A 22,896-nucleotide genomic window follows, 5' to 3' on the forward strand; every position below is an offset into this window, starting at 1 on the left:
CGCCGCGATCGGAGTAACCAAGACATGTCCGCCCAGCCTTCCAGCAACGCCCTCCCCCGCATCGGCCACTTCATCGCCGGCAAACCCTACGCGGGTACGCCCGCGGGCTCCGCGCCCGTCTACGATCCGGCACGCGGCGTTCCCGCCGCCGAGGTTGATCTCGCTTCCGTCGCCGATGTCGACGCCGCCGTGCGCGCCGCGCAGGCCGCCTTCCCCGCGTGGTCGCAGACACCGCCGCTCAAGCGCGCCCGCGTCATGTTCCGCTTCAAGGAGATGATCGAGCGCGACATGGACCGGCTCGCCCGCGTGATCGTCGCCGAGCATGGCAAGGTGCTCTCCGATGCCAAGGGCGAACTCGTGCGCGGCCTCGAGGTGGTGGAGTACGCGTGCGGCATACCCGAGTTGCTCAAGGGTGAATACACCGAGCAGATCGCCAATGGCATCGATGCGTGGACGATGCGCCAGGCCCTCGGTGTCTGCGCCGGCATTACGCCATTCAACTTTCCCGCGATGGTCCCGATGTGGATGTTCCCCATGGCGGTGGCCTGCGGAAACACCTTCGTACTCAAGCCGTCCGAACGCGATCCGTCGCTTGCCGTCGAACTGGCGAAGCTGCTCAAGGAAGCCGGCTTGCCCGACGGCGTGTTCAACGTGGTTCATGGCGACAAGACCGCGGTGGACGCGCTGCTGGATCACGATCTCGTTCGCGCGGTGAGCTTCGTCGGCTCCACCCCGATCGCGGAATACATCTATGCGCGCGGTTGCGCGAAGGGCAAGCGCGTACAAGCATTGGGTGGCGCGAAGAACCATATGATCGTCATGCCCGACGCCGACCTGGACAAGACCGCCGATGCCTTGATGGGCGCCGGCTATGGCGCGGCGGGCGAACGCTGCATGGCGATCTCGGTCGCCGTCGCGGTCGGCGAGGCGACGGCCGATGCGCTGGTCGCGAAGCTCGCGCCGCGCGTGAGGGCGCTGCGCATCGGCAATGGCATGGACGAAAAGGTGGAGATGGGCCCGGTCGTCACCGGCGTTCATCGCGACCGCATCACCGGCTATATCGACGATGGCGTGGCATCGGGTGCCGAACTGGTCGTCGACGGGCGCGGCTACCAGGTCGCCGGCTGCGAGCAGGGCTTCTTCGTCGGCGGCACGTTGTTCGATCGCGTGACGCCGTCCATGCGCATCTACAAGGAAGAGATATTCGGGCCCGTGCTGTGCGTGGTACGCGTTCCCGATTTCGCCAGCGCGTTGAAGCTCGTGGATGAACACGAATTCGGCAACGGTACCGCGATCTTCACGCGTGACGGACAAGTGGCTCGGGAGTTCGCGCACCGTGTCCAGGTAGGGATGATCGGCATCAACGTTCCCATTCCGGTACCGATGGCCTTCCATAGTTTCGGTGGATGGAAGAAGAGCCTGATGGGAGACCACCACGCCCACGGCCCGGAATCCGTGCGCTTTTACACAAGACAGAAGGCCGTTACACAGCGTTGGCTGAACCACGATGAAAGCGCTGGCGCCGAATTTGCGATGCCCACCCATTAGTACGACAAAAACACTATGATGCGGCGGTTGAACGCATGGGGAACATTGTGCGTTGCAACTTAGATAATCAAAAGCCAAGTACGAAAAAGCATAATTTTTATTCAGGGAGAAGGGTACATGCGCAATCAATTCAAAAAGCGTCCCCTTGCCGGACTGGTGCTCGCGTGCCTCGCGTTCGGCGCCACCGCGGCACACGCGCAAGATGATTCGATGAGGTCCGACCCCAGCCCCATGGCGAGCAGCAAATACCTGTTCGGCGATTGGGGCGGTGAACGCACGCGTCTCGAAGACAAGGGCATCTCGTTCGACTTCGGTTACGGTTTCGAAGCCGCGCACAACTATTCCGGCGGCGATCGCAACATCACCCGCTATACCGACCAGTGGAAGTTCGGCAGCGCGTTCGACCTGCAGAAGCTGTGGGGCTGGACCGGAGCCACGTTCAAGATCGTCATCACCGATCGTAACGGCCGCAACATCGGTGCCGACGCGAACATCGGCAACAACCAGCTGATCCAGGAAGTGTACGGACGCGGTCAGACCTGGCACCTGACGGTGTTCTCGCTGGAGCAGAAATTCTTCAACGACCGCCTGACCTGGAAGATCGGCCGCCTGCCGGTCGGCGAGGACATCAACCAGTTCTCGTGCGACTTCCAGAACCTGACGTTCTGCGGTGCGCAGCCGGGTAACATCGTGGGCGACTACTGGGTCAACTGGCCGACCAGCCAGTGGGCCACGGTGCTGAAGCTGGACACCACGAAGGACACCTTCGTGCAGATCGCCGCGTACCAGATGAATCCGAAGTACGTCGACGATTCGTACCAGCGCCACAACGGCTTGAAGCCGAACTTCCCGAGCGGCACCACCGGCGCGCTCATTCCGCTGGAGTTCGGTTGGAAGCCGATGGTGAACGGCCTGCCGGGTTCGTACCGCGCGGGCGTCTGGTACAACACTTCCAAGGGCGACGACCTGTACCTGAACGAGGATCGCCAGCCGTTGGCGATCGCCGGCGGCGATCCGTTGCAGCACGATTCGCGCAAGGGTGCGTGGATCACGTTCCAGCAGCAGGTGACCGGTGAAGCCGGTGGCAAGGGCGCCACCGTGTTCCTGAATGTCACGTCGGCCGATCATGCCACCTCGGCGACGAACAACCAGATCGCGCTCGGCGTGGAGTACAAGGGCATCTTCGATCGCCCGAACGACTTCGTCGGCGCGGCGCTCGGTGGTTCGCACGCCAACGGTTACGCCGCGAAGAACCAGCGACTGTTCAACGCGACGCATCCGGGCCAGGAAGGCATCGTCAACGACGGCTACGAGAAGGTGGCCGAAGTGTTCTACAGCTGGTCGCCGATTCCCTCGATCGCGATCCGCCCGAACCTTCAGTACATCAAGGATCCGGGCGGCAGCAAGCAGAACGACGACGCATTCGTGCTGGGCCTGAAGACGAGCGTGGCGTTCTAAACGACGCGCTCATCTGTCGAGACGTTTGCTGGAAGTGGGAAGGCCCGGGGAAACCCGGGCCTTCTTCGTTTCCCGTTATCGCCGCTGAAGCGGCTCCCACATGAACCCCGTGAGGGAATCGCTGTTGAGGCGGCTCCTCGTGAACCTCGCAATCCACGGCTCAGCGGGGCTCCGTGTGGGAGCCGCTTCAGCGGCGATTCCCTCACCCGTCGTTCTCCGCCGACGCATGGAGTTCGAAGGTCTCGTCGCCTTCATCCACCACCAGTCGCATCACGATGGGGCGGCAGCACACCTGGCAGTCCTCGATATACGTCTGGCTGCCTGCCGAGGTGTCGACGGCGACTTCGATGGTTTCCCCACAATAGGGGCAGGCGATGTCGGTGAAATTGAACATGGTCTCTCGCTCCATTGGCATCGCCGACAGGGTCGGCTTCCACCAAAGCCGATGAAAGCCAACCCTGGACTGAGCCTTCGGTGGGCCGATGCCCTGGTGGGAGCCGACCCTGTCGGCGATTCGGTTCGCTGTATCCTATCCCGCTGCGACAAACGAGACTTGCACCCATGATCGATCTTGTCGGCTTCGACGGCGACGATACCCTCTGGCGCAGCCAGGAGTTCTACGACCAGGCCCAGGAGGCGTTCGAAGCCATCCTGGGCCGCTATGTGGACCTCACCACCAAAGGCCTCCGCGACGCCTTGCTGGCCACCGAACGCGGCAACATCGCCCTCTTCGGCTACGGCGCGAAGGGCATGGCGCTGTCGATGATCGAATCGGCGATCGAACTGACCGACGGCCGCATCGAGGCGCGCGACATCCACCGCATCGTGCGCCTGGGCAAAGACGTGCTTTCCCACCCCGTGGAACTCCTGCCCGGCATCCGCGAGGCCGTCGAAGCCGTGGCGGCGAAGCACCGCGTGGTCCTGATCACCAAGGGCGACCTGTTCCACCAGGAATACAAGGTCGCGCGCAGCGGGCTCGCGGACATCTTCCATCGCATCGAGATCGTTTCGGAAAAGGACCCGGCGGCGTATGCCCGGTTGTTCGGCGAGTTCGAGGTGGGTCCGGATCGGTTCGCCATGGTCGGCAACTCGTTGAAGTCGGACATCGTCCCGGTGATCAAGCTTGGGGGTTGGGGCGTATACATGCCTTATCACAGCACCTGGGCCCACGAACTGGTGACGGAGTTCGCCATGACCGAGCGGGTGATCGAAGTGGCCGATGCGACCGGTATCGCGGCCGCGATCGAACGAATGCACAGGGCGTGATGGCATGGGAGCGTGGTCGCGGCGCTCGCGATCCACGTTTCTTTCGCAGGTCCCGCACGAAGCTTGCACCCAGGCGAGACGGAGGTAGGGCATGGATTCGAGGTTGCACCTGGCCTGGCGCGTGGTCCGGACCACGGCGAGGGGTTTCAGTGACGATGAACTGATGACCCGTGCCGCGGCACTGGCTTTCTACTCGGCGCTGTCGTTCGCCCCTCTGCTGGTCCTCCTGCTCTGGATCGTGGCCTCGCTGCGGCCGGAATGGCAGGCGCAGTTGATCGACAGCCTCAACGGACTGGTCGGTCCACGAGCCTCGGAGGCGGTGCGATTGGTGATCGACAATGCCAGGCAGCGTCCCAGCGTCGGCAGCATGGCGGGCGTGATCGGATTGGGCGTCACCTTGATCGGCGCTTCCGCGGTCTTCGCGCAATTGCAGGGTGCGCTGAACCGGGTCTGGAGCCTCCAACCCCGCCCTGGATCGACGAAGGGCGCCATTCTCGGCTGGCTGCGGGCGCGCATGCATGCATTGGGCCTGCTGCTCTCGCTGGCCTTCCTGCTGGTGATCTCGTTTTCCGCCAGCGCGTTGATCGCCGTGTTCGTCCGCGGCGGGACCACCGGCTGGCAGGTCCTGGAGATCGTGATCTCCCTGGCCGTCTTCGTCCTCATCTTCGGCGCGATCTACAAGGTGTTGCCGGACGCGATCATCGAATGGCGTGACGCGATGATCGGTGCGACGCTGACCGCCCTGCTCTTCGCCGTGGGCAAGTTCGCCATCGCCATCTACCTGGACCGCAGCAACGTGGGTGGCCCTTATGGCCCCGCGGGCGGCGTCGTCGTCCTGCTGGTCTGGGTCTACTACTCGGCCCTGATCCTGCTGCTGGGCGCCGAACTGACGGAAGCCGTGGCCGAGGAGCGAGGCACGCCGATTAAACCGCGGCCATATGCGATGTCGACGCGGACGCCTCGAACGCCCGGGATTGACCCGTCCGTCACGAAGCCGGCGGTATCCCTGAAGGCCACCGAGAAGGAGGACCCGACATGAAGACCCACCTGCTCGCCGTCGCCGCGATCGCCATCGCCGGCACGGCCGCTGTTTCCACGCCACCGGCCGAGGCCCAGGCCCGGCGGAGCCAGCACCAGGTCTGCGAGAACGTCCGGGTGAAGCAGATCAACTCCAAGGACGACAACCGCCTGATCGGCACGGGCGTCGGCGCCGTGGCCGGTGGCCTCATCGGCAACCAGGTCGGCGGCGGCAAGGGCAAGACCCTGGCCACGGTGGCCGGCGCGGTGGGCGGCGGCTACGCCGGCAACCGCATCCAGAAGAGTCACCAGGACAAGAATGCGACGTACACCACGGAGCGCCGTTGCCGCTGGGTGGACGACTGAGCGTCGCGGGGGTGTAAGCGGACGGCGGTGGCGCCGGTCTCATGGAAAGGGCGCCCTGGCGCCCTTTCCCGCTTCCGGAGGCTGTATGCGTACCGATCCCGATCGTCGTCGTTTCCTCGGCGTGCTGGCCGCCACGGCGGCCGCGTCTATTTCCCTGCCTTTCGTCCTGCGCGCCACCCGGCCCGCGATGGCGGCCGACGCGCCCGTGCCCAAGGGCGGCAATGTGACGCTGGATTGTTTCGGCAACAACAAGAAACCGCTGGGGACCTGCGTCGAGCCCCGCATCGTCCTCACCGACGAGCAGTGGAAGGCGAAGCTGAGCAGCAAGTCCTATTACATCACCCGCCACGATGGCACCGAGCCGGCCTATACCGGGGAGGGCTGGGACCGCCATGACAACGGCATCTACCGGTGCATCTGTTGCGACACGGCCCTCTACGATTCGGCGACCAAGTTCGATTCGGGCACTGGCTGGCCGAGTTTCTACCAGCCGATCTCGAAGCGGAACATCACGGAGAAGACCGACCGCAGCCTGATCGAGGAGCGCACGGCGGTGAACTGCGCGCGGTGCGACGCGCACCTGGGCCATGTGTTCGACGATGGTCCCGATCCGACCGGGCTGCGCTATTGCATGAACGCGGCAGCGATGCGGTTCGTGGCCTACGCGGCCTAGCCGAGGACGGTAATCGCCGCTGAAGCGGCTCCCACGGCCTGCCTGGTGGGAACCAGTCTCCCTTGGTGGGAGCCGACCCTGTCGGCGATGGGTGCTTGCCTCGACCTGGCCCGCTGCCGCGGAATCGCCGACAGGGTCGGCTCCCACCAGGCGGCCTCCCACCGTACAAAAAAACCCCGCCATTTAGGCGGGGTTTCTGGTTCAACCGCCCGGGGGCGTCATCGGCGTCAGTTCGAATTCCTTCGGGGGCGTTTCACCCTTCAGGTAGCGCACGAAGTAATCCCAGCGGCGGCGCGTCATGTACTGAGTGGCCGCGCCATAACCGTGGTGGGCATTGGGAATCATGACCAGGTCGAAGTCCTTGTTGGCCTTGATCAGTGCCTCCACCACCAGCAGGGTCTCGTAGGGCGGCACGTTGTCATCGGAAGTACCGTGGGCGAGCATCAGATGGCCCTTCAGGCCCGATGCCCACTTCTGGTTCGCCTGATCGTCGTAGTTCGACTTGCCATCCTTGTCGGTGACCATCAGGCCCTGCCACTTCTCGGCCCAGTCGTCTTCGTAGTTGCGGTTGTCGTGATTGCCCGATTCCGAGATACCGACCTTGAACACGTCGGCATAGCGGAACATGGCGGTGGCGGTGGCGTTGCCGCCGCCGGAATGGCCCCAGATACCGACGCGATCGCCGTCGAGCCAGGAATACTTCTGCACCAGCTGCTTCACCGCCGCGACCTGGTCGGGCAGCGTGTTGTCGCCGATGTTCTTGAAGTAGGCGTCGTGGAAGGCCTTAGAGCGCCACGGCGTGCCCATGCCATCCACGGCCACCACGACGAAGCCCAACTCGGCCAGCGCCTGGTTGTCGCCATGCGAGGGGATGAAGCTGCGCGTGCGTACCGAACCGGTCTGCGGGCCCGGGTAGATGTAGACCACGAGCGGATACTTCTTCGACGGATCGAAGTTCGTCGGTTTGAACATCTGGCCGTAGAGGTCGGTCTTGCCGTCGCGCGCCTTCACCGTGAACGCGGTGGGCGGCACCCAGCCCTTGGCCTTGAGGCGCGAGATATCGGCACGGGCGATCTCCTTCACCGTGGCCCCGGTATCGGAGCGGCGCACCACGGCGACGGGCGGCGTGTCGATCGTCGAATACGAGTCGAAGAAGTACGTGCCGTCCTTCGACATCGACACGCTGTGGTCGGCGTTCTCGGGCGTGAGCAGGGTCAGGCCCTTGCCGTCGAAGCCGACCTTGTAGAACTGCTGGTAGTACGGATCGACGCCCTTCTCGCGGCCGACGCCACGGAACCAGATCGTCTTCGTCTTCGGATCGACATGCAGCACCTGGGTGACGTTCCAGTCGCCCTTGGTGATCTGCTGTTCGAGCTTGCCGGTCTTGAGGCTGTACATGTACAGATGGCCCCAGTTGCTCCGCTCGGAGAACCAGATCACCTGGTCGGTCTCTGGCACGTACTGCCAGTTGGCCATGTCGTTGCCGCCTTCGAAATAGGTCTTCGCCTTTTCGTCGAATACGGTACGGACGTCACCGGTTTCCGGGTTGGCCACGCGGAACCATTCATGCGTATGGTCACGCGCAGTGGAAACGAAGGCGACGCTCTTGCCGTCGGCGGCCCAACGTACGTCGTCCCATACGCCCGGGCTGCACGAGACGTCGTCGCAGATCGTCGAGCGGTGCTGGTCGGGCGGCATCTTGAAGCGGACGACCTTCTTCGTCGGCACGTCGATCACGACGCGCTCGATCATCGTCACGTCCTTGTCGCCCGGCAACGGATACTTCCAGGTATCGACCTTGGGGTGCCCTACGTTGACACCGACCAGGGTCATTTCGCCGGTCTTGCGCTGGTCCTGCTGGAAGGTGGCGATCTTCTTCGAATCCGGCGACCAGACCAGGATAGCCTCGTCGGTGTGCTTCCAACCCGCGTTGTCGGTGGCGTAGCCGTAATCCTTGACCCCATCGGTGGTCAGCTGCGTTTCCGCACCCGTGGCGATATCGCGCACCCAGAGGTTCCAGTCGCGGATGAAGGCCTCGGACTTGCCGTCCGGCGACTTCAGGCCGGGCTCGTCACCGTAGACCTTGCCGTTCGCGTCCTTCTTCACCGCGGCGAGTTCGCATTTGCCGACCGCCTTGTCGCAGACGTAGCGCTTGCCGTGCGAGGTGATGTCCAGGCCATCGTCCGGACGGACGACGAAGCCGGTGACAGGCAGCTTTGCCGCGTCGACCTTCTTGCCGGTCGCGGCGGAAAGCGCCGCGGCCACCTTGTCGCGATCGAATGCGCGCGCGGCCTCGCCGGTGGCGGCGTCCACCTTCATGAACTGGTCGCCATCCTTGTCGTGGTCGCGATACCAGAAGTGGCCATCGTCGATCCAGGTCACGCGCTGGACCGAGTGGTCCACCAGCGGCATGGTGTTGTTGGCGAGGAACGAGTCCGCGCGCCGGTAATCGTCCGTGGTGACGGTCTGCGCCGAGGCGGCGGAGGCCCCGATCAGGCCGAGGAGGACGGCGCCGGAAAGCGCCGCGTTGCGTGTGATCGACATCGATGGTCCCCGTGACGGCAGGGCGGCGCGGAAAGCGCCGCAAACCGGACGAGGCTAGCCCCCGGCGGCCCACGGGGCCTATGCCAGAGGTCATGGGTGGGCTAGGCGTTGCGTGGCCCGGTGCGGAAACGCCGGCCCTGGCGCTCCACCATCTTCAGGGCGAGGCTGTCCGGCATCAGCTTGAACAGGCCCTTGATGGCCCTGTTCACCCCGCCGTTCACGTACACGGCCTTGCCCGCCTCCACCGCGTCCAGCCCCTGCCGGGCGACCGTCTGCGCATCCATCCACATGAAGCCGGGCATCTTCGAGACCAGTTCCCTGGAACCGGTGACATCGTGGAATTCGGAATAGGTGAAGCCAGGACAAACCGCGGTGGTGTGCACGCCCGTACCCTTGCCTTCCAGCGCCAGTGACTGCGAGAACTTGATCAGGTAGGCCTTCGACGCCGCATACAGCGTGTGGCCGGCGGAGCCGGGCACGTGGCCGGCGAGCGAGGCGACGTTGACGATCCGGCCATAGCCACGCGCCTTCATGCCCGGCAACAAGCGATACGCCAATTCGGTGGGTGCCGTCATCAATACCTGGATAAAGGCTGCATGCGTCGGCCACGGCTGCTCGTCGAAATAGCCGGTGACACCGTAGCCGGCGTTGTTGACCAGCACATCGATCGACAAGCCCTGGGCGTCGAGCGCCGCCACCAGCGCCTCCGGGCCGTCCGGCCGGGCGAGATCCAGCGGCGCGACGACCGCCTCGACGGCGTGGCGTTCACGCAGTTCCTTGGCCAGCGTTTCGAGGCGGTCGGCCCGGCGTGCCGTCAGCACGAGGTCATGGCCGCGGCGGGCGAGTTCGCGGGCGAAAGCCTCGCCGATCCCTGCCGATGCGCCCGTGACCAGGGCGCGACGATTGGATGTCATGGGTGCTCTCCCGTGCAACCTGTGTGAGCAGGAGTATGCACCGGCGGAGCATGAACGAGAGGCGGTCGTCGTTGCCGGCGCGACGCGCCTTTCACGCTTTCGTGCACCCCCTGGCCACGAAGCTCGTGCTCCCTACGAACGATCCCGTCGATCACGAGGAGTCCACGACCATGACAAGCACCGACCATGACATCAAGGTTCTCAACACCCTGATCGAAACCACCATCGACAGCGCCGAAGGCTATGGCGAGGCGGCGAAGGATGCCGGAAATACGCGTTATGCCGCCTCGTTCCAGCAGCGCGCGGCCGAGCGCCGCCAGTTGGCGCGTCGCCTGCAACAGCAGGTCAGTTCGCTCGGCGGCAAGCCGGAAGACGACGGCTCCGTACTGGCCAAGGCGCACCGCATGTTCGTGGAGCTGCGCTCGAAAATGAGTTCCCGGGACGACACCGCCATCGTCGACGAGGTCGAGCGTGGCGAAGACCACATCAAGGCGAAGTACGAGCACGCCCTGGAAGACAACGACGTGACCGCAGGCACACGCTCACTGATCAACGAAGCCTACGTCACGGTGAAGAACGGGCACGACCAGATGCGCGACCTCAAGCACGCGCTGCACGGTTCGACGCACTGATCATTGAGCCAGCGCCACTCCGTCACGGAGTGGCTTGGGTGGCGGCCTGTTCGATCAGTGCCGCCACTTCCTTCGGGCGCGATTGATAGACCGAATGGCTCGCGCCCTTCACCTCGATCGTGTGGCTCTGCGCGCGCTTGGCGTACATGCGCTCCAGGTCGGGATTGATGATCTTGTCGGCGGTCGCCACGGCGTACCAGCTCGGCTTGTCCTTCCAGGCGGGATGACCGGCGGGCGTGTCGAACACCGACGCCGCCGTGAAGCCCTGGGCGTTCGCCTCGAAGGTGGATTGCTGCGGCGGAAGGTCGGCGGCGAAGTCGGCCGGGTATTTCGCGGGATCGAGATAAAGGAAACCGTCCGCAGTTTTCTTGATGTCCTTGGTCTGGCTGGTGGCACTGGGGAAGCGCTTGCCGTTGGCCACTTCGGTCTCCCCCTGGTCGAGCGCGTGCGCGGCGATGTACACCAGGCCCACCACCTTCGGATCGTTGCCGACATCGGTGATGATCGCACCACCGTAACTGTGCCCCACGAGGATCGTCGGCCCGTCCTGCATGTCGACGATACGCTTGACGGCGGTCACGTCATCGGCGAACGAGGTCAGCGGATGCTCGGCGACCGACACGTGATAACCGTTCTTCACCAGGATGTCGTAGACCGGCTTCCAGCCACTTCCGTTCGCCCACGCGCCGTGAACCAGGACGATGTTCCGCACAGGGGTCGCCGCCATGGCGGAACCGCCGGCCAGTACGCCTCCGAGGAGGATCGCGGCGGAGAGGAGCAGGGTCGCGCCTTTCTTGCTGTTCATCGGAATGGGGGCCTTGAGGGAAGGAGCCCGGAAAGAGCAAGCGCAGCCCGCCCGGTGGTGCCGATTCTGGCTCTATCGGCCTGGCGGTATTGGCGAACCTTGCGCCGAAAGGCAAAAACCTATGATTTCTTATGGGTATTTGGGTCGGCAGCGCACACGCCGACAGCGATGACTCGAATGTAAATCTCCATGTCCTGACAGATTACTGAGAGCGTCGGTGACTGTAGCGAATCTTCGGAAGGACGGACGATTGCCGCGCATCGTTCGATCGATGCGATCAGGTCGATTCATTCGCCGGAGAGATAAAAATGAAAAGCATGACCACGATGATGCAAGCACTATATGCAACCATCCTTTGCGGTACCGCAACCATTTTGCCCATCGAACATTCCCTAGCGGCACAACCGGGGAGTGAAACACTGACAGATGCTGGGCCTGCCGAGGATTCGACCCAACTTACCGCCAATCATCGTGCCTCCCTGGAGCCGATCTTACGAGGATTACTGCAGGCTCAGGTCGACGCACAGGAACGCATACCAGGGCAGGCACCAGTTATCGTGGTGAGTAAGGTGTCCTTTAATGATTCCGGTGATGAGCTCGTAGTGGAGCTTGGAAAAGGCTACGTACCTACATACTACGGAGGTGATTTCGAAGATCACATCCATGCACTGGCTAATAATGTATATGCTTACATGGAAAAAATCGGTCCGCTTCGCAGCGTGGACTTCACCTTCGAAGGAAGGGACATTCTCGACTACTTCCCCTATGAAAGGGGGCTCAAAGAACAAGCGGAGATGTCGCAGCGAGACGCGTTATTTCATCGAGCTGATACCGGAAGCGGCCGCGTGCTCGTCTCAGGCGGTCACGGATACTATTTCCATAAGAAATACGGCTGAACCACACAGAGATCATCGATAAATGGAATCATCGAGGATTTTGCCACGCCGGCATTTGCCGCCTCATTGAATACTTATCTAAGTTCCCGCAGCGATGCTGAAGTCTTCCGGGCCCGCTCTCTGTCGAGAGAACGGCATGCTGAAAGCGACAAACCGTGGGTTGACATGGCGAGTCGTTACTTCCTCAAAGATATGCTTCCGGATGCGCCTGAAATATGGAATAGCAAGCCCGGTGAGGGCGGTGATATGGAAGAGTACAACCAAGACATCAGGAGTCGCCCGTTGTACGCGAATTATCTTGGGGTGGATGCCGCCATCCATCTTCACACCAACGCGGATACTTCGCCCGAAACAAGGGGCATTCGCGTCTTTTATACGAAAGGACGGGAGGCGGACGAGCACCTTGCGACCACAGCGCTGTGCTACATCAAAGAGAGCTTGCAATCCAACCCTTCTTTTGAAGACTTTCCAGTTGGGTCCATGCCCAGCATGGGCCGATATGGTGAGAACACTTATGCGACGCGACCAAGCATCGTTGCAGAGATCGGCTTTCACACTAACAAGGAAGACGCCGCGGCAATCGGGAACTACGTTTTCCGCGATCTCACGATGCGGGGACTTGAGAAGGGGTACCGCATGTTTCGCGAAGGCAGAGGATGCGAAGAGTTCACTGTCACCCACCCTGAAGTGAGTCTAGTCTCGGAGACACCAGTGGAAATAGACGTGGTGTTCAGTGGAGCTCCAAGGTTTCCCGTTAAGTACGCGATGATTGTCACGGAATGTTCGCCCGGCATTACTTGCACCCCACGATATGGCAAGTTCGAGGACTCGGCTGCACCATTGTCCATTCGCTATGACTGCATGGCGATGAAAGACCAACCCTTCACCACCAAGTGGGATGCCTTCTTTACTGATGCAGATGGCGTCAAGGCAAAAACCCCTGTTGCTATGACGTGTAAGCCTAAAGGCTAAGCATGTCGGTTGAAACTATGCCGCATCCACAAAACGCCGGAAGCATTTGCACTAGTTTTCAAGGCTAGAAACTGTTGCCTTTTGAATGGCCAGCAAAACGGGAAGTCGATCCGTGACATGCAAAAAGCCCCTGCACAAACAGGGGCTTATAATTGCAACCGTTACAAATCGATCTCAGATGGAATCTAGAACGGAATATCGTCGTCGTCGAAACCTTCGTTGGCCGGCGGAGCCGAACGCTGCGGTGCATTGCCGCCTCGCGGCTGGCCGTAGTCGTCGCCGCCACGCGCACCGCCACCGAAGTTGCCGCGTTGCTGGCCACCGCCGCCCGCGCCGCCGCCGAAATTGCCGCGGGGTTGCTGCTGCGGGCGAGCGCCGCCCTGGCCACCGGCAAAACCGCCGCCTTCACCGCCGCCCTGGCCACCGAGCATCTGCATTTCGTTGGCGATGATGTCGGTCGAATAACGCTCCACGCCGTCCTTGTCGGTGTACTTGTCGGTGCGCAGCGAGCCTTCGATATAGACCTGGCGACCCTTCTTCAGGTATTCGCCCGCGATTTCCGCGAGCTTGCCGAAGAGTTTCACCCGGTGCCATTCGGTGCGCTCTTGCTTCTCGCCGGACTGCTTGTCCGTCCAGGCTTCGGACGTGGCGATGCGCAAGGACGTGATCGCCGTGCCGCTACCGGTGTAACGGGTTTCCGGGTCCGCGCCGAGATTGCCGACGATGATGACCTTGTTGATGCCGCGTGCCATGGATTTCCCTCGTATGCGTGTCTTTCCCGCCCATGATAGCGAGCCAGCGCCGAGGCGGGGGCTTGCGGGGTCGGACCGGCTAGTTTGGTCGAAGGGCGTGCGGAGGGCAAACCGTACGGTGACGGGAGAGCCCTGCGCATGCCGTAGGCCCCGGGCTCACTCCCATTGGATCTGGACCAGGGCCGTGGCGACGGCGTCCCCGGCCTTGAGTGGGCCCACGCGTACATAGCGGGCCTGGAAGGCAAGCGCCGGGACATCCCCCATCCAGCTGAATTCCACAGGCGAGGAGCCGTCAGGCGGCAGGGGCTGGCCATCCGCCGTGCGCATCTCGATGGCCACCCCCTCGGCGCCCCCCACGGGAGCGATATAACGGGGATCGGCCGGGTGGGCGGCGGCACGCATCGTGACGCTGGCCTTGGTCGCACCTACGCAGTCCACCCCCGTGAAACTGGCCTCGCGCCAACGACTGCCGTCGCCCACGGCACCCAACTCGGACGCCGCCACCGTGTCCAGGTCGATCCGGACACGGCTGAGCGCGAGACCACAGGAAGGGGTCACCGCCCCTTGCACCTCGAAATCGAGGCGATCGTCGGCGTGGACGACGGCAGCCGTGCCCATGGCGAGGGCCGTGGCCGTCGAAACGCATTTTCGAACGTGTAACCGGATCGTGTTCATTCGCATACTCCCATGTGCCGGACGTCGCCGGCGGCGGTTTTCGTAGTGGCAAGCAGCCGCAGGCCGCAACGGCCATCGATGCCCTCCCAGCGCACCGTCCATTGGCCCCCGGCATCCTGACCACGCAGGAAGACACGACCCGCCTGGCCGACGACACCCACGGAACGGCCAGCGCCATCGACCACTTCAGCCGCGAACGGCAGGGGGGTCCCGTCGGCGAAGGCCGCGGTCACGAGGAACGTGGTAGCTACGTCCGTCTCGAACGGGACCAGGACCACGGCACCCGACGTCGGCGCCACGCGCCGGTGGGTGGAGGCCAGGGCAACGTCCAACGACAGGCCCGAGGGATCGAGATCGACACTGTTCCAACGGAAGGGCGTGAGATGGGAAACAACGGCGTGGCCGCTGCGATCGATATGAATGCCCGGGCCGGCTCCCACACGGGCTCCCCCCGCTCCCCGGGCCCGAACCAGGGCGGTCGCCTCCCCAAGGCGCTGTGCGAACGTGACGCCACCGGCATGGAACACGACGCCGCCCGCTGCCGAAAGGGAACCACCCCGGGAGGTACCTGTGCTTTCGATGCTCGCGGATACCTCGCCCATCGGCAGCACCTTGGTCAAGGATGCATCGAGCCGCTGCCCTTCGTGACGGTGTCCCGCGAGTGCCGCGCCGTACGACATCGTCCCGTCGTCATCCATGCTTCCGCTGAGGCCGACACGAGCGCCGCCCGAATGCTCGCCGAGCAGCGACGTATGCAGGGTCGTCGAAGACGCCCCCGTACCAAGCGGCACCGAAAGCGTCCATTGTCCCGTCATATCGTGGCGCGACCGGCGCAGGGAGAGATCCATCGTGGCGCGCCGCCAACCTCGGGTCCACGACATCGCGTGATCGACTGTCGTGCCTTCGGCGCGCTTGCGCGAAACATGGCTGATGCTCACGCTCAGTGAGCCGCGCTCGTCACCGAGATCCCGCTGCGCGACCAGGTCGATCCGGCGCATCGACGCAAGGCGGCTCCTGGCGTTGGACGGCGTGGGCAGCGGCGTTTCCCGCCCCCGCGCCATGCTCACCGAGACCAGCGTCCCGTCACGCCATTGCTTGCCGTGACGCAGGCGCCACAAGCTTCCATGCCGGCCATTCCGGGATACGGAATGAGTGACATCCATGGCGAAAGCCCCCGCCAGGGTATCGACCGCCCCACCCAGCACTACCGAAGCCTGGCGTGGCCATTGACGCCAGCCGGTATACAAGGTCGTGTCATGCGGAAATCCATGCCGCCAACTCGCCTGGAACAGCGCCACGGTACGTCCGCGACCCACCAAGGCGTTGCCCGCGCTGAGCGCATAGCTCGTATGCCCTTCGCGCAGAAGTTCGGGTACGGGAAAAAAAGGTATGCGGAAGGTCCTGTGGACGCCATCGCTTTCCAGGACGTCCACTTCGAGGTCGCCGCCACGCCCGGTGGCGTAGAGATCGTCGATCACGAAAGCCCCAGGAGGAACGGTCAGTTCGCGCAGCAGCATGCCGTTCTGCGTCACCCTGACCGTCGCATGGCTGACCGCCGTTCCCGTCACTCGCGGCGCATAGCCGGCCGTTGCGTCGGCGGACATGCGTGCGTCGCTGGCGATACTGAGTCCGCGCAGTCGCAAGGGCGCGAACAGGTCGTCGGTCGGAGCGATATCGCCCATGCGTAGCTGCGAGCGCCACGCTCCCAACTGTCGTTCGACGAATCCATATCGATTGCGGTAGCGCCGGCCCGACCATGCGCCGGCTTGACGCACGCGCCAGGCGCCCAGGTTCAAGCCGGCGTCGGCGCCTATGAAAACCGAACTACGGCGGTGGTTCGCGGAAGGCGCATGGCGAACGTTCGTGCGCCATGCAAGCAGCCCCGCGCCGATGCCCTGGTCCCATTGGGCAGGCGGAACCGCCGCACTGAACCGGCGCGTCATCACCGCTTGTGGCACTTCGATGTAAAGGCGCTGTTCGCCGATATCGAGGCGCGACGTGGCCATATCGACACGCTCGCCTATCGATCGACACGGGTCGTCCGCAGGCGTCCCCGGTACGGTCGGAGAGAGACCGAAAGATAGAAGTTCGTCATGCGTGATACATGGCGTGGCGTCCGCGCGGCCCGCCTTCGATTCGAACCGGACGTTCTTGCGTATCTGCCACTCGCCGTTCATCCAGATGTCCACTTCGTAGTTTCCCGGAAGCACCGGGTTGCCATGCGAGTAACGCGACAGATCGAGTGTCGAACGCTCTTCCACGGGAAGGAACGCCGAATCGAATTCCACCTCGGGTATTTCTTGCGCTTGGGCGGCACATCCCACGACAAGGCAGCCGGCGAAAGCGATACGCCACGGGACCGTGAAGCGCGACGAACCCTGGTGGCATCGCCGACTGACGACAACCGGCATGCACAGGCTCCCCTGCTCACCGATCCACCGCTGCGGAGCCACTGACCGTGGCTCCGAAATCGTTGATGGTCACGAAAGCCACCTTGGCGACATCGACGTTGGCCTTTTCCTTCGGCAGGGGAAAACCGAGCGACATGCCCGGAGCCACCATTCCACCACCCAGAGACACAGGCGAACCGGCATCGTTGCCTGCATGCAGGTCGACCGCGTTGAAGGAGACGTGATACGGCGAGGGATTCACGACCTTCAGCGACGAGCCGTCCGCACCCCGCTCGATCGACCACCGCAAAGTCGCCGCTGCGCGGTCCGGTGACGACGGAAGACCCTTCGGCCGGTGGAAGAGCTTCAGGCGATGACGGAACGCGAGCTGCAGCACGTTCTTACCGTCGACGTCCGACGCCTTGGGTGGGATCTCCAATACGTTGAGCCAGTAGAGCGCCTCCCGATCGCGAGGGAGGTCGTCGCCCACGTGCACGATGCGCAAGGCATGGCCGTTGCCGGGGTCGATGCGGAACACGGGCGGCGTGATGGCGAACGGCGCGTGCGCGCTCGTGGGCGTGGAGCGCTCATCGCCGTCATCGACCCATACCTGGACCAGTGCCGGATCGCCGCCCTTGTTTTCCAGGCGCAGCGATACGTCGCGCACCTGTGCGGGGAAGACCACCCGTGTACCGCCGATGACAACAGCTGCATTCGCCGCTGACATGCCACACATTGCCAGGACGATGGCCAGGATCGTCGGCTTCGCTCGAAACATGGGGAATCCTTCGTCTCGCTTCCATGAGCCGACCGGCACGATGGTCCGGCCGGCACCCGATGCACAGGCTGCTCAGTCGTAAACGACCTGGAAGCCCACCCTGGAGGCAGCCGTGCCGCCCTTGACATCGCCCATGCTGTAGTAGCGTGCGATCAGGCCGATTTCGGCGACATGGTCCGTGACCTTCACGCCCTGGGAGTCCTCGGTGTACATGTTGATGGGCGTGCCGTCCTGGTTCGCCATCTGGATCTGCACGTTCGTGGCCGCGCCATCGCCGGCATCGACATTGAGACGGCCCGTGGTGCGATCCAGGGCGGGACTGGCGGGATCGAAACGGATCTTCGCGGTGATGTCGTTGGTGCATTCGTCGTTACCGCCAATACGGATGACGAAGCCACGGTCCCCGGCCGTATCGCCCGGGTTGGCCAGCGCACCCGCGCTGATGCTGCCCAGGTCCACGGCCTTCGTCGCCGCGCCGCCGCCAGGAGGTTTCCCCTCCACCTGGCATGTCGTGGCGACGATGCGGCCGGTGATGTCGATGATGCCGTCGTTCGCTGCGTGGGAACGTGGGACGGAGATGATGAGGGCCGTGGCGAGCAAGGCGATGGCGCTACGTTTTCTGTACATGGCGGCTTCCTGGAAAAGGGATGGCGTGCCGGCAATGGAGCGATCGGCGCGCACAGAAAGTCTGCGTATCCCAAGCCCCCGTTGCGATACGTAAATTCTGAAAAAAATGCCCCTTCGGCAGCATCTTGCGGGCCCTTCCGCGGTCTTCGTAAGCGCCCGCCCGCAGCCGGTGCAGGTGAAGGGCGATGCATGCCGCTCCGACCCGGGCCGAGGACGTCCCGGGCCGTGGACGCGGAATGGGCCGGGCTACCCCTATAATGTGATCCACCTGCCGCATACGACCCTGGTCCATGTCATCCATCGCCGCTCGTTCCACCCTCCTCGATTTCGCTGGCGTCCGTGCCCTGGCGGCGGAAGACATGAAGGAGGTCGATGCACTGATCCGCCATCGGCTCTCGTCGGATGTCGTCCTGATCAACCGCATCGCGGATCACATCATCGCCGGCGGCGGCAAGCGCCTTCGCCCGATGCTCCACGTACTGGCGGCGCGCGCCGCGGGCTATCACGGGCAGCAGCATGCCAAGCTGGCGGCGATCGTCGAATTCATCCATACCTCCACCCTGCTGCACGACGATGTGGTCGACGAGTCCGACATGCGCCGCGGCCGCAAGACGGCGAATGCGCTCTGGGGCAATGCCGCCAGCGTGCTGGTGGGCGACTTCCTCTACTCGCGCTCGTTCCAGCTGATGGTGGAACTGGACGACATGCGGATCATGCGCATCCTCGCCGACACCACCAATACCATCGCCGAAGGCGAAGTGCTGCAACTGCTGAACATCGGCAACGCCGACGTCGACGAAAACGCATATCTCGCCGTGATCGAACGGAAGACGGCCGTGCTCTTCGCGGCGGCCACCGAACTCGGCGGCGTGCTGGGTGGCTTGCCTGAGACGCAGGTCGCCGCGCTGCGCCGTTACGGCATGGAACTCGGCTACGCCTTCCAGATCGCCGACGACCTGCTCGACTACGTTTCCGACGCGGAAACGCTGGGCAAGAACATCGGAGACGATCTTGCCGAAGGCAAGCCCACCCTGCCGTTGATCTACGCGATGCAGGTGGCGGACGCCGATCAGTTGAAATCGCTGCGCCACGCGATCGAGCATGGCGGGCTCGATTCACTGGATCGCATCGTCGCCGCCATACGCGACTCCGGCGCGATTGAACGCACGCACGAAAAAGCCGTGGCTCACGCCGCGGCGGCGCGCGAGGCGCTCGCCGAACTGCCCGCGTCCAGTTACCGCGACGCACTCGCGGCACTGGCCGACTATTCGGTCGAACGGCGGTTCTAGAAAGCCTCGTTCAACCAGGACCGCATGGCGGCGTAGGCACGTCGGGCGACTTTCGCGTCGTAACGGCAATTGCCCGTCGCCGCCGTCGCTTCCTTCTCGGTGAAGCAATGCACCGCGCCGCCGAAGTCCTCGGAGGCCCAGTCCACCTTCGCGTCACGCATCTCCGCCTCGAACGCGGCGCGCTGCTCGGCGGGAACGTTGGCGTCGTCGGCGCCATTGAGCGCCAGCACTTTCGCGTGGATGTTCGACGCGAGCTTCGGGTCGTCGGTCGAGAGCAGGCCGTGAAAGCTGACCACCGCGGAGACATCCGCGCCGGCACGAGCCAGGTCGAGCACGGCCGAGCCGCCGAAACAGAAGCCGATCGCGGCGAGCCTGGCCGGATCGATGGGCGCGTGCTTCGCCTGCGCCTTCAATGCTTCGAATGCCCGCGATACGCGCAGCCGCATCACCTTGCGATCGGCGTAGAGCGGCTTCACGGCGGCGCCCGCTTCGGCTTCCGATGTCGGCCGCGTGCCGCCGCCATACATGTCGGTCAACAGGATCACGTAGTCCTTGCCCGCGATCTCCTTCGCCTTCGCCACCGCCATGTCGTTCACCCCGAACCAGTTGGGCACCATGAGCAGGCCGGGTCGCTTGGCCGCGACGGCATCGTCGTACACGAGGAAACTCTTGTAGGTCACTCCCTGGTCGGTCCACTGGACCGGCTTGGCGACCATCGCCGCCGAGGCGGCACCGACATGACCGAGGACCAGCAAGGACAAGGCAAGCAGCGAACGGCGCATCGGCGTGGCTCCCATGGAAGGTTCGCCAAGCATAGGCGTCCTCCCCGGGCGAGGGAATGTGGCGACCGCCCTCAGAGCCCTGCCGCGTGCCTGGCCAGCTTTCGTTTCAGTGGCCCGAAGGCGTCGAGCAGGCGGACGCCCACCCCTCGCATGGCGACCAGCGGCGTGGCCTTCCACCCATAGACGCGCTCCAGGGCGTCGAACGACCAGGCATCGAGCCCGTCCGCGCTGCGGCGGCGGCGCGCATAGCGGCGCAGCACGTGCGCGGCGGCGATATCGCGGCCCGCTTCGCGTGCGTCGACCAGGGTATCGCGGAGTTCGGCCACGTCGCGCAGGCCCAGGTTGACGCCCTGCCCCGCCAGCGGATGGACCGCGTGTGCGGCATCGCCCAGAAGGACCAGCCGCTCCGCTTCGTACCGATCGGCGAGCTTCAGGCGCAAGGGAAAGGCGGCGCGGCGGCTGATCGCGCCGATGGGTCCAAGGCGGAAGTCGCTGGCCACGCCGAGCGCGTCGCGGAAACCGGCATCATCGAGAGCCAGCACATGCGCCGCCTCGGCATCCGGCAACGACCAGACGATGGAACTGCGCCCATCGGCGAGCGGCAAGAGCGCCAGCGGCCCCGTCGGCAGGAACCGCTGCCACGCCGTCCGCTCATGCGGACGTGCCGTCTCGACATGCGCCACCACCGCACGCTGGGCATAGTCGCGCCCATGCGTGCCGATACCCACCATCGTGCGCAGCGGTGACTCCGCGCCATCCGCGGCCACCACCAGGCGGGCGGCAACGACCTGCCCATCGGCCAGTTCCAGTTGGGCCCGATCTTCGCGCACCGCGTAGGCGACCACCTCGGCGGGAACGATACGGCGCACGCCGGCATCGTCCAACGCGTGCCAGAGCGACGCCTGCACGAGCCCGTTCTCGACGATGTAGCCGAGCACGTCACGCCCTTCATCGGCGGCGTCGAAACGGATCGTGGCGCCGTTCTCCGCATCCCATACGACCATCCGCTCATAGGCGGACGCACGCGCGGCCTGGACGGAGGTCCATATCCCCAGTTCATCGAGCAGGCCGATGGATGACGGGGCGAGCCCCACCACGCGCAGGTCGACCTCGTCCGCGGTGGCCCAGGGAGCGGGTTCGCGTGCGTCGACCAGCGCTACCGAGAAACCGGCGCGAGCCAGGGCCAGCGCCGCCGCCGCGCCGACCATGCCACCGCCCACCACGGCCACGTCGAGAAGGCCACCGCTGCGCCGGCGCGAAGGCACGGCGTTAGCCCGGGAATCGTTCACGGCGTCTTCTCCCGCACGGCGAAAGGCGCGTTCGCGCGGAATCCCATCCCGCGCCGGCTCAGGGCATGGCGCAGCGGTGGCACGCGATCGAGCGCAAGCATGGCAAGCGAACGCAGCGGCCCCAGCAAGGGCTGGTCCATGCATGCCAGACGCACGAGGCCATGGCTCATCGCCATCGTCCCCTCGCGATCCGGCGTGCGCCGGCGTACATATTCGTCGAGCAGAGTGGTGGCGCCCGGGTCGTCGGCGGCCACCACCAGCTCGGCCAGGGTCAGCGCATCGCGCAGGCCGAGGTTGAACCCTTGTGCCCCGATGGGATGCACCGTCTGCGCGGCATTGCCGACCAACACGGCGTGGGGCGCCGTCAGGGATTCCGCGGCGACCCGGCGAATCGGATAGGGAGAGCGCTTGCCCGGGCGTTCCAGGCGCCCGAGGCGCCAACCGAAACGCTCCTGAGCGAGGGCCAGGAAGGCTTCATCATCCATGGCCGCCACCTCGTCGGCACGTTCGGCGGGCACGGTCAGGACCACGCCGATGCGCCGTTCGGCGAGCGGCAGGACCGCGACGGGTCCCTGGTCGGTGAAACGCTCGAACGCTCGGCCCGCAGGGTCCCGTCCCGGCGTCATCGTGCTGACGAACAGGGCCTGCCCGTAATCGTGCTCTCGGGTACCGATGCCCAATTGCGCGCGCACGCAGGAAGCCGTGCCATCCGCCCCTACCAGCAGCGGTGTCTCCAGGCGACGCCGTTGCCCATTCGACGCGATGGTGACCGCCCAGCCACCCTCGACCGGCTCGATGGTCTCGACCCGCGCGGGCGCCAGGCGGGTCAGGTGACGGCAGGTTTCCAGCCGCTGGAGCAAGGCCGCGCCCAGTTCCCGTGCCGGCAGGGTCCAGCCGAGGGCGTCGACGCCCTCGACTGCGGCGTCCATGCGAACACTGCCGAAGTCGCCGGCTCGGCTCGTATGGATATGGGTTATCGGCGTGGCCCGGTGCCGGGCCAGGTTCCATACGCCGATGGCCTCCAGGCCGTTCACGGTCGCACGGGCAAGGGCGAGATTGCGTTCGTCGTAGCTGGGCTGCTCGCCCACGCGCGGCGCGGAGGCTTCGACAAGGACGGCGGGGCGGCCGGCGGTGTCGAGCGCGATGGCGAGGCTGGCACCGACCAGGCCGCCGCCGACGATGAGGATGGGTTCGGACGGGCTCATCCGCGGATCATACCCTCG

At 64.6% G+C, this 22,896-nt stretch carries 22 protein-coding genes; 10 read left to right on the forward strand and 12 right to left on the reverse strand.

Annotated elements, in window-relative coordinates; genetic code table 11:
* Positions 1 to 24 precede the first annotated feature (24 nt).
* Positions 25 to 1,548 (forward strand): CoA-acylating methylmalonate-semialdehyde dehydrogenase, encoded by a 1,524-nt coding sequence (locus tag ACR9Y6_RS11845; protein ID WP_481281462.1) that lies wholly within the window; start codon positions 25 to 27, stop codon positions 1,546 to 1,548.
* 117 nt (positions 1,549 to 1,665) lie between these two features.
* Positions 1,666 to 3,006, forward strand: coding sequence for a carbohydrate porin (locus ACR9Y6_RS11850; protein ID WP_481281463.1), 1,341 nt, complete (start codon positions 1,666 to 1,668; stop codon positions 3,004 to 3,006).
* A 202-nt stretch (positions 3,007 to 3,208) separates the two neighbouring features.
* Here the strand turns inward: ACR9Y6_RS11850 and ACR9Y6_RS11855 are convergent, their stop codons facing one another.
* Positions 3,209 to 3,400 carry a CPXCG motif-containing cysteine-rich protein gene (locus tag ACR9Y6_RS11855; protein WP_306850833.1) on the reverse strand — a complete coding sequence of 64 codons (192 nt, stop codon included), beginning with the start codon at positions 3,398 to 3,400 and terminating at the stop codon, positions 3,209 to 3,211.
* 167 nt (positions 3,401 to 3,567) lie between these two features.
* Between ACR9Y6_RS11855 and ACR9Y6_RS11860 the strand changes: the two genes are divergently transcribed.
* The 4 genes from ACR9Y6_RS11860 to msrB all read left to right on the forward strand — a co-directional run bounded on the left by ACR9Y6_RS11860 (position 3,568) and on the right by msrB (position 6,328).
* Positions 3,568 to 4,272, forward strand: coding sequence for an HAD family hydrolase (locus ACR9Y6_RS11860; RefSeq protein WP_481281464.1), 705 nt, complete (start codon positions 3,568 to 3,570; stop codon positions 4,270 to 4,272).
* Between the two features lie 91 nt (positions 4,273 to 4,363).
* Positions 4,364 to 5,311, forward strand: coding sequence for a YihY/virulence factor BrkB family protein (locus tag ACR9Y6_RS11865; protein ID WP_481281465.1), 948 nt, complete (start codon positions 4,364 to 4,366; stop codon positions 5,309 to 5,311).
* Complete coding sequence (locus ACR9Y6_RS11870; protein ID WP_481281466.1) at positions 5,308 to 5,655, forward strand: glycine zipper 2TM domain-containing protein; 348 nt, start codon at positions 5,308 to 5,310, stop codon at positions 5,653 to 5,655. Before ACR9Y6_RS11865 ends, ACR9Y6_RS11870 begins: the two co-directional genes overlap by 4 nt.
* Before the next feature lie 85 nt (positions 5,656 to 5,740).
* Entirely contained in the window at positions 5,741 to 6,328 is a 588-nt protein-coding gene (gene msrB, locus ACR9Y6_RS11875) for a peptide-methionine (R)-S-oxide reductase MsrB (RefSeq protein WP_481281467.1), read from the forward strand.
* 201 nt (positions 6,329 to 6,529) lie between these two features.
* Here msrB and ACR9Y6_RS11880 read toward each other — a convergent pair whose 3' ends face one another.
* Together ACR9Y6_RS11880 and ACR9Y6_RS11885 are read right to left on the reverse strand one after the other, a co-directional pair.
* Positions 6,530 to 8,872 (reverse strand): S9 family peptidase, encoded by a 2,343-nt coding sequence (locus ACR9Y6_RS11880; protein WP_481281468.1) that lies wholly within the window; start codon positions 8,870 to 8,872, stop codon positions 6,530 to 6,532.
* A 101-nt stretch (positions 8,873 to 8,973) separates the two neighbouring features.
* Positions 8,974 to 9,786 (reverse strand): SDR family NAD(P)-dependent oxidoreductase, encoded by an 813-nt coding sequence (locus ACR9Y6_RS11885; RefSeq protein ID WP_481281469.1) that lies wholly within the window; start codon positions 9,784 to 9,786, stop codon positions 8,974 to 8,976.
* Between the two features lie 170 nt (positions 9,787 to 9,956).
* Between ACR9Y6_RS11885 and ACR9Y6_RS11890 the strand changes: the two genes are divergently transcribed.
* Positions 9,957 to 10,418 (forward strand): PA2169 family four-helix-bundle protein, encoded by a 462-nt coding sequence (locus ACR9Y6_RS11890; RefSeq protein WP_481281470.1) that lies wholly within the window; start codon positions 9,957 to 9,959, stop codon positions 10,416 to 10,418.
* Positions 10,419 to 10,440: 22 nt separating this feature from the next.
* Here ACR9Y6_RS11890 and ACR9Y6_RS11895 read toward each other — a convergent pair whose 3' ends face one another.
* The gene (locus ACR9Y6_RS11895) at positions 10,441 to 11,223 is read right to left on the reverse strand and encodes an alpha/beta hydrolase (protein ID WP_481281471.1); all 783 of its coding nucleotides are present in this window, start codon (positions 11,221 to 11,223) and stop codon (positions 10,441 to 10,443) included.
* 308 nt (positions 11,224 to 11,531) lie between these two features.
* On the opposite strand from ACR9Y6_RS11895, the gene ACR9Y6_RS11900 reads away from it, so the two are divergent.
* Positions 11,532 to 12,119, forward strand: a complete 588-nt coding sequence (locus ACR9Y6_RS11900; RefSeq protein ID WP_481281472.1) for a hypothetical protein — start codon at positions 11,532 to 11,534, stop codon at positions 12,117 to 12,119.
* A 30-nt stretch (positions 12,120 to 12,149) separates the two neighbouring features.
* A complete protein-coding gene (locus tag ACR9Y6_RS11905; RefSeq protein ID WP_481282724.1) occupies positions 12,150 to 13,091 on the forward strand; it encodes an N-acetylmuramoyl-L-alanine amidase in 942 nt (313 codons plus the stop codon).
* Between the two features lie 185 nt (positions 13,092 to 13,276).
* Here ACR9Y6_RS11905 and ssb read toward each other — a convergent pair whose 3' ends face one another.
* The 5 genes from ssb to ACR9Y6_RS11930 all read right to left on the reverse strand — a co-directional run bounded on the left by ssb (position 13,277) and on the right by ACR9Y6_RS11930 (position 18,313).
* Complete coding sequence (gene ssb / locus ACR9Y6_RS11910) at positions 13,277 to 13,843, reverse strand: single-stranded DNA-binding protein (protein ID WP_481281473.1); 567 nt, start codon at positions 13,841 to 13,843, stop codon at positions 13,277 to 13,279.
* A 156-nt stretch (positions 13,844 to 13,999) separates the two neighbouring features.
* Positions 14,000 to 14,461 (reverse strand): fimbrial protein, encoded by a 462-nt coding sequence (locus tag ACR9Y6_RS11915; protein WP_481281474.1) that lies wholly within the window; start codon positions 14,459 to 14,461, stop codon positions 14,000 to 14,002.
* A gap of 53 nt (positions 14,462 to 14,514) precedes the next feature.
* Positions 14,515 to 16,806, reverse strand: a complete 2,292-nt coding sequence (locus tag ACR9Y6_RS11920; protein ID WP_481281475.1) for a fimbria/pilus outer membrane usher protein — start codon at positions 16,804 to 16,806, stop codon at positions 14,515 to 14,517.
* 139 nt (positions 16,807 to 16,945) lie between these two features.
* Positions 16,946 to 17,686, reverse strand: coding sequence for a fimbrial biogenesis chaperone (locus ACR9Y6_RS11925; protein WP_481281476.1), 741 nt, complete (start codon positions 17,684 to 17,686; stop codon positions 16,946 to 16,948).
* 72 nt (positions 17,687 to 17,758) lie between these two features.
* Positions 17,759 to 18,313: a fimbrial protein gene (locus tag ACR9Y6_RS11930; protein ID WP_481281477.1), complete on the reverse strand. Its 555-nt coding sequence runs from the start codon at positions 18,311 to 18,313 to the stop codon at positions 17,759 to 17,761.
* Between the two features lie 290 nt (positions 18,314 to 18,603).
* On the opposite strand from ACR9Y6_RS11930, the gene ACR9Y6_RS11935 reads away from it, so the two are divergent.
* A complete protein-coding gene (locus ACR9Y6_RS11935; RefSeq protein WP_481281478.1) occupies positions 18,604 to 19,602 on the forward strand; it encodes a polyprenyl synthetase family protein in 999 nt (332 codons plus the stop codon).
* On the opposite strand, the gene ACR9Y6_RS11940 is transcribed toward ACR9Y6_RS11935, so the two are convergent.
* From ACR9Y6_RS11940 to ubiH, 3 genes are all read right to left on the reverse strand, one after another.
* Entirely contained in the window at positions 19,599 to 20,384 is a 786-nt protein-coding gene (locus ACR9Y6_RS11940) for a dienelactone hydrolase family protein (protein WP_481281479.1), read from the reverse strand. The two genes, ACR9Y6_RS11935 and ACR9Y6_RS11940, sit on opposite strands and share 4 nt — an antisense overlap.
* A gap of 71 nt (positions 20,385 to 20,455) precedes the next feature.
* Positions 20,456 to 21,673, reverse strand: a complete 1,218-nt coding sequence (locus ACR9Y6_RS11945; protein ID WP_481281480.1) for an FAD-dependent oxidoreductase — start codon at positions 21,671 to 21,673, stop codon at positions 20,456 to 20,458.
* Positions 21,670 to 22,878, reverse strand: coding sequence for a 2-octaprenyl-6-methoxyphenyl hydroxylase (gene ubiH / locus ACR9Y6_RS11950; protein WP_481281481.1), 1,209 nt, complete (start codon positions 22,876 to 22,878; stop codon positions 21,670 to 21,672). Before ubiH ends, ACR9Y6_RS11945 begins: the two co-directional genes overlap by 4 nt.
* Positions 22,879 to 22,896: the final 18 nt, after the last annotated feature.

It is taken from the genome of Luteibacter sp. TLI7-4A (assembly GCF_056754745.1).